The sequence below is a fragment of the Bathymodiolus platifrons methanotrophic gill symbiont genome, assembly GCF_002189065.1.
Lineage (GTDB): Bacteria > Pseudomonadota > Gammaproteobacteria > Methylococcales > Methylomonadaceae > Methyloprofundus.
On record NZ_BDMN01000005.1, the window covers coordinates 1 to 3808 of the forward strand.

A 3808-nucleotide genomic window follows, 5' to 3' on the forward strand; every position below is an offset into this window, starting at 1 on the left:
TCCTTAGGAACGAGAATTCAATAATACCCAAGTCTGACTTGTCTTTTGACCACACAGCCGCACTAGAAAAACAGTTGCGTAGCCTCTGCTATGCGCCTGTTTTCCTTGCGCAGCTGTGCAGCCAAAATCCTGCGTCATACTTTCGGGTATTATTAAATCCTCGCTCCTTAGAGTCATCACAATAAAACATAGCTAAACATTACTTACCAGAATTAGTGAATTCAGGATAGGCTTCCATTCCACATTCTGAATAATCAACTCCCTGATATTCCTCTTCTTCAGTAACACGTATACCCATTACTAATTTAATGATATACCAGGTAATCAAACTAGAGACGAATACAAAACCAAAGATTGTTCCAATTCCAGTTAATTGTGCAATCAGGCTAGATTCATCATTGGATAAACAAACAGCCAGCAAGCCCCATATACCCACGACACCATGTACTGAAATCGCACCGACTGGGTCATCTATTTTTACTTTATCTAAGCTAATAATAGCAAAGACAACCAGAATACCTGCAATGGCACCGATAATAGTTGCTAATAATGGTGTCGGTGTTAAAGGCTCTGCAGTAATCGCAACCAAACCTGCTAAAGCACCGTTTAAAGTCATTGATAAGTCAGCCTTACCAAATAAAAGATGTGCTGTTAATAGTGCAGAAATAACACCACCCGCAGCTGCTGCATTAGTATTAACAAAAACCATAGCAACTGCATTTGCTTCACCAATATCAGAGATCTTAAGTTCAGAACCACCATTAAAGCCAAACCACCCCAACCATAGAATAAACATACCCAAAGTCGCTAATGGCATATTACACCCTGGAATCGGATGAACCTCTCCATTGGGCCCATATTTACCTTTACGTGCGCCTAATAAGATAACACCCGCTAACGCAGCAGTTGCACCACATAAATGCACTACACCTGAACCAGCAAAATCAAGGAATCCTAGTTGATCAAGAAAACCAGCGCCCCATTTCCAGTACCCTTGAATCGGATAAATAAATCCGGTCATGACTACTGCAAAAGCCAAAAATGCCCATAGTTTCATGCGTTCTGCGACAGCACCGGAAACAATAGACATTGCTGTTGCAACAAAGACCACCTGAAAAAAGAAGTCGGCCATATTAGAATAATAAGTCTCGCCGCCACTTTTTAATACATCTGCAGCTGCATGATCATCGCCTAATAAAAAGCTCATCCCAGGCCAGACACTATTAACTGCTTCAGCTGGATACATAAAATTATAACCACATAGCATATACATCGTACAAGCTATAGCAAATAACGCGACATTCTTGGTTAAAATTTCTGTGGTATTTTTTGCTCTTACCAGTCCTGCTTCCAGCATGGCAAAACCAGCAGCCATCCACATAACAAAAGCACCACTAATTAAGAAATAAAACGTATCTAACGCATAACTCAATTCAATTAACTTATCCACTTGTTCCATTTGTATTACCTCACTTTTTTATTATTGTTATATCGCTTCATTTCCTGTTTCGCCAGTACGAATACGAATCACTTGCTCTAAATTGGTCACAAAGATTTTTCCATCGCCAATTTTCCCTGTATTAGCCGCTTGAGCAATTGCTTCCAGTGCCTGATCAACTAATTCATCAGAAACGGCAGCTTCAATTTTCGCTTTAGGTAAAAAATCTACAACGTACTCTGCACCACGATAAAGTTCGGTATGTCCTTTTTGCCGACCAAAGCCTTTAACTTCAGTTACAGTAATGCCTGCTATACCAATATCGGACAAGGCTTCGCGTACATCATCCAATTTAAAAGGTTTAACAATTGCAGTGATTAATTTCATTTACGTCTCCATTATTTAAGAAGTTCACAGAAATACAAAGCACACTATATGCCAACATTTAAGTCATTGTTTCTATGGTTAATATAAAAGGCACTATAACTTTGCGCACTATTATTGTGCAACAACAAAAAACATACGCACCTGAATAGCGCATAACACCTAATATTCCAGAATTTTCTTAGTATTTGTTTTCATATACAGTAACTTAGGTTTTGGTATAAAATGTGCTCGATTATTACGTGATGCAAAAAAACATTTCCAAAAATAATTCATGCATTTTATTTTCTGGAACTTTATTCACTATAAATTGGTTTCACTGATCATTCTATTTACTTACTTAGGTATCTTATGAACAAAAAACAATCATTCACGCGCACTCTACTCAGTACCGCCATACTCCTAGCCAGCTCTCAAGTGTCGGCTAATGATGCTGCTGATCATTTTTTAACGTCTGACACCCTCTTTACCAACTTCATCAATGATACTTCATTTATGCAAGATACTGGCTTTGAAGTAGGCATGTGGGCTTCTGCTGGTATCACTGGCAACACAAATGGAGGTTCAAATAATCCTCCCGGCAATGCACCTGTTTTATTTAATGATCGAGTCAATGAAGTATTATTTAATCAATTAAATTTTTATGTTGAACGTGCAGTGACCAAAGGTGATAAATGGGATGTCGGAATGCGCATGGACTTCATGTATGGTAGCGATGCAAGATTTACTCAGGCATCAGGGTGGGATGACGACTGGGTTGATGGGCACTACTATAATATAGCCATGCCACAATTATATATGGAAGTCTATGCACCTCTAGGCAATGGTGTTACCGCTAAACTAGGTCATTTCTATACTACAATCGGTTATGAAGTGGTTCCTTCACCAGACAACTTCTTCTATTCGCATGCTTATACCATGCTTTATGCAGAACCATTTACCCATACAGGTGTCATGCTAAGCTATGATATCGATGATAACTGGTCCATCAATGGTGGAGCAGTAGAAGGCTGGGATAACATGACAGAAAACGCCGGCGCATGGAGTTTTCTAGGGGGAGCTAGCTGGACAAGTAATGACCAGTCGTCATCTGTTACTGTGCAGTTAATTAGCGGAAACATAAGTGATACTGGGTCGAGCAATAGAACAATGTATAGCATTGTTGCGACTCATGACTTTAGTGATAAATTTCATTATGTATTTCAACATGATTTCGGTACTCAAAATCGAGATGATTCAGTTGGTCAAGGGGACGGAAACTGGTTTGGTATCAACCAATATTTTACCTATGATATCAATGATCAATTAGGTCTCGGTCTACGTGCAGAATGGTTTAATGATAAAGGCGGTGCCCAACGTGTGAATGCTGTTGGAGCCAATTACCTAGCGGCATCTTTTGGCGTTAACTACACACCACTTCCCTGGTTGAAATTTCGTCCAGAACTACGTTTAGACTGGGCTGATGAGAAAGTATTTAACGGTAATAAAGGCAATGACCAGGTCGAATTTGCTATGGATATGATTATTACATTCTAATAAGCTTTTACGATTTATCATGCTTATATGCTTAAATATAGAAAAACAATCTAATACAAACCGGCATTATTATTGCCTTAAAATAATACTTTTAACTAAATAGAGGACCTTATGTCTTTAAATTCACTAATAAAAACCCTAATCATTGCGGGGAGTCGCTATTTTTTGCGAAAGCTTGTTTTGGGCATCCCAGCCCAAGCAAGCAGCAAAAACTTAACGCGACCACTTATGCCTTCGGCGCCCCAGACGTCCTGCGTACGTGCCACTTCGCCACTACCATCGTAAACTCGGTGCTGGCTTCGTAACACTCCCTCAAATGACTGGACGGCGTTTCGGAATGCCTTTTATTTTGTCTCCACCTACGCTAGCGCTACGATTCCGACAAAACAACGGCCCTACGCCTTCTGGGGACTACCAGCCCTCGCGTTCGCTCTCCATGGCTGGCAGCGA

The 3808-nt window shown here is 40.1% G+C and carries 5 protein-coding genes; 2 read left to right on the top strand and 3 right to left on the bottom strand.

Translation table 11 applies throughout. The features are described from left to right. On the top strand, nucleotides 1-185 hold a 185-nt coding region (locus CDZ78_RS22655; protein ID WP_211200754.1), incomplete at its 5' end, for a hypothetical protein. A gap of 14 nt (nucleotides 186-199) precedes the next feature. Here CDZ78_RS22655 and amtB read toward each other — a convergent pair. Then, complete coding sequence (gene amtB / locus CDZ78_RS00105) at nucleotides 200-1459, bottom strand: ammonium transporter AmtB (RefSeq protein WP_174664540.1); 1260 nt, start codon at nucleotides 1457-1459, stop codon at nucleotides 200-202. Between the two features lie 27 nt (nucleotides 1460-1486). Then, the gene (gene glnK / locus CDZ78_RS00110) at nucleotides 1487-1825 is read right to left on the bottom strand and encodes a P-II family nitrogen regulator (protein WP_087868115.1); all 339 of its coding nucleotides are present in this window, start codon (nucleotides 1823-1825) and stop codon (nucleotides 1487-1489) included. A 348-nt stretch (nucleotides 1826-2173) separates the two neighbouring features. On the opposite strand from glnK, the gene CDZ78_RS00115 reads away from it, so the two are divergent. Beyond that, a complete protein-coding gene (locus CDZ78_RS00115) occupies nucleotides 2174-3358 on the top strand; it encodes a porin (protein WP_087868116.1) in 1185 nt (394 codons plus the stop codon). Nucleotides 3359-3516: 158 nt separating this feature from the next. Here CDZ78_RS00115 and CDZ78_RS21570 read toward each other — a convergent pair whose 3' ends face one another. Then, entirely contained in the window at nucleotides 3517-3666 is a 150-nt protein-coding gene (locus CDZ78_RS21570; RefSeq protein ID WP_167374127.1) for a hypothetical protein, read from the bottom strand. Nucleotides 3667-3808: the final 142 nt, after the last annotated feature.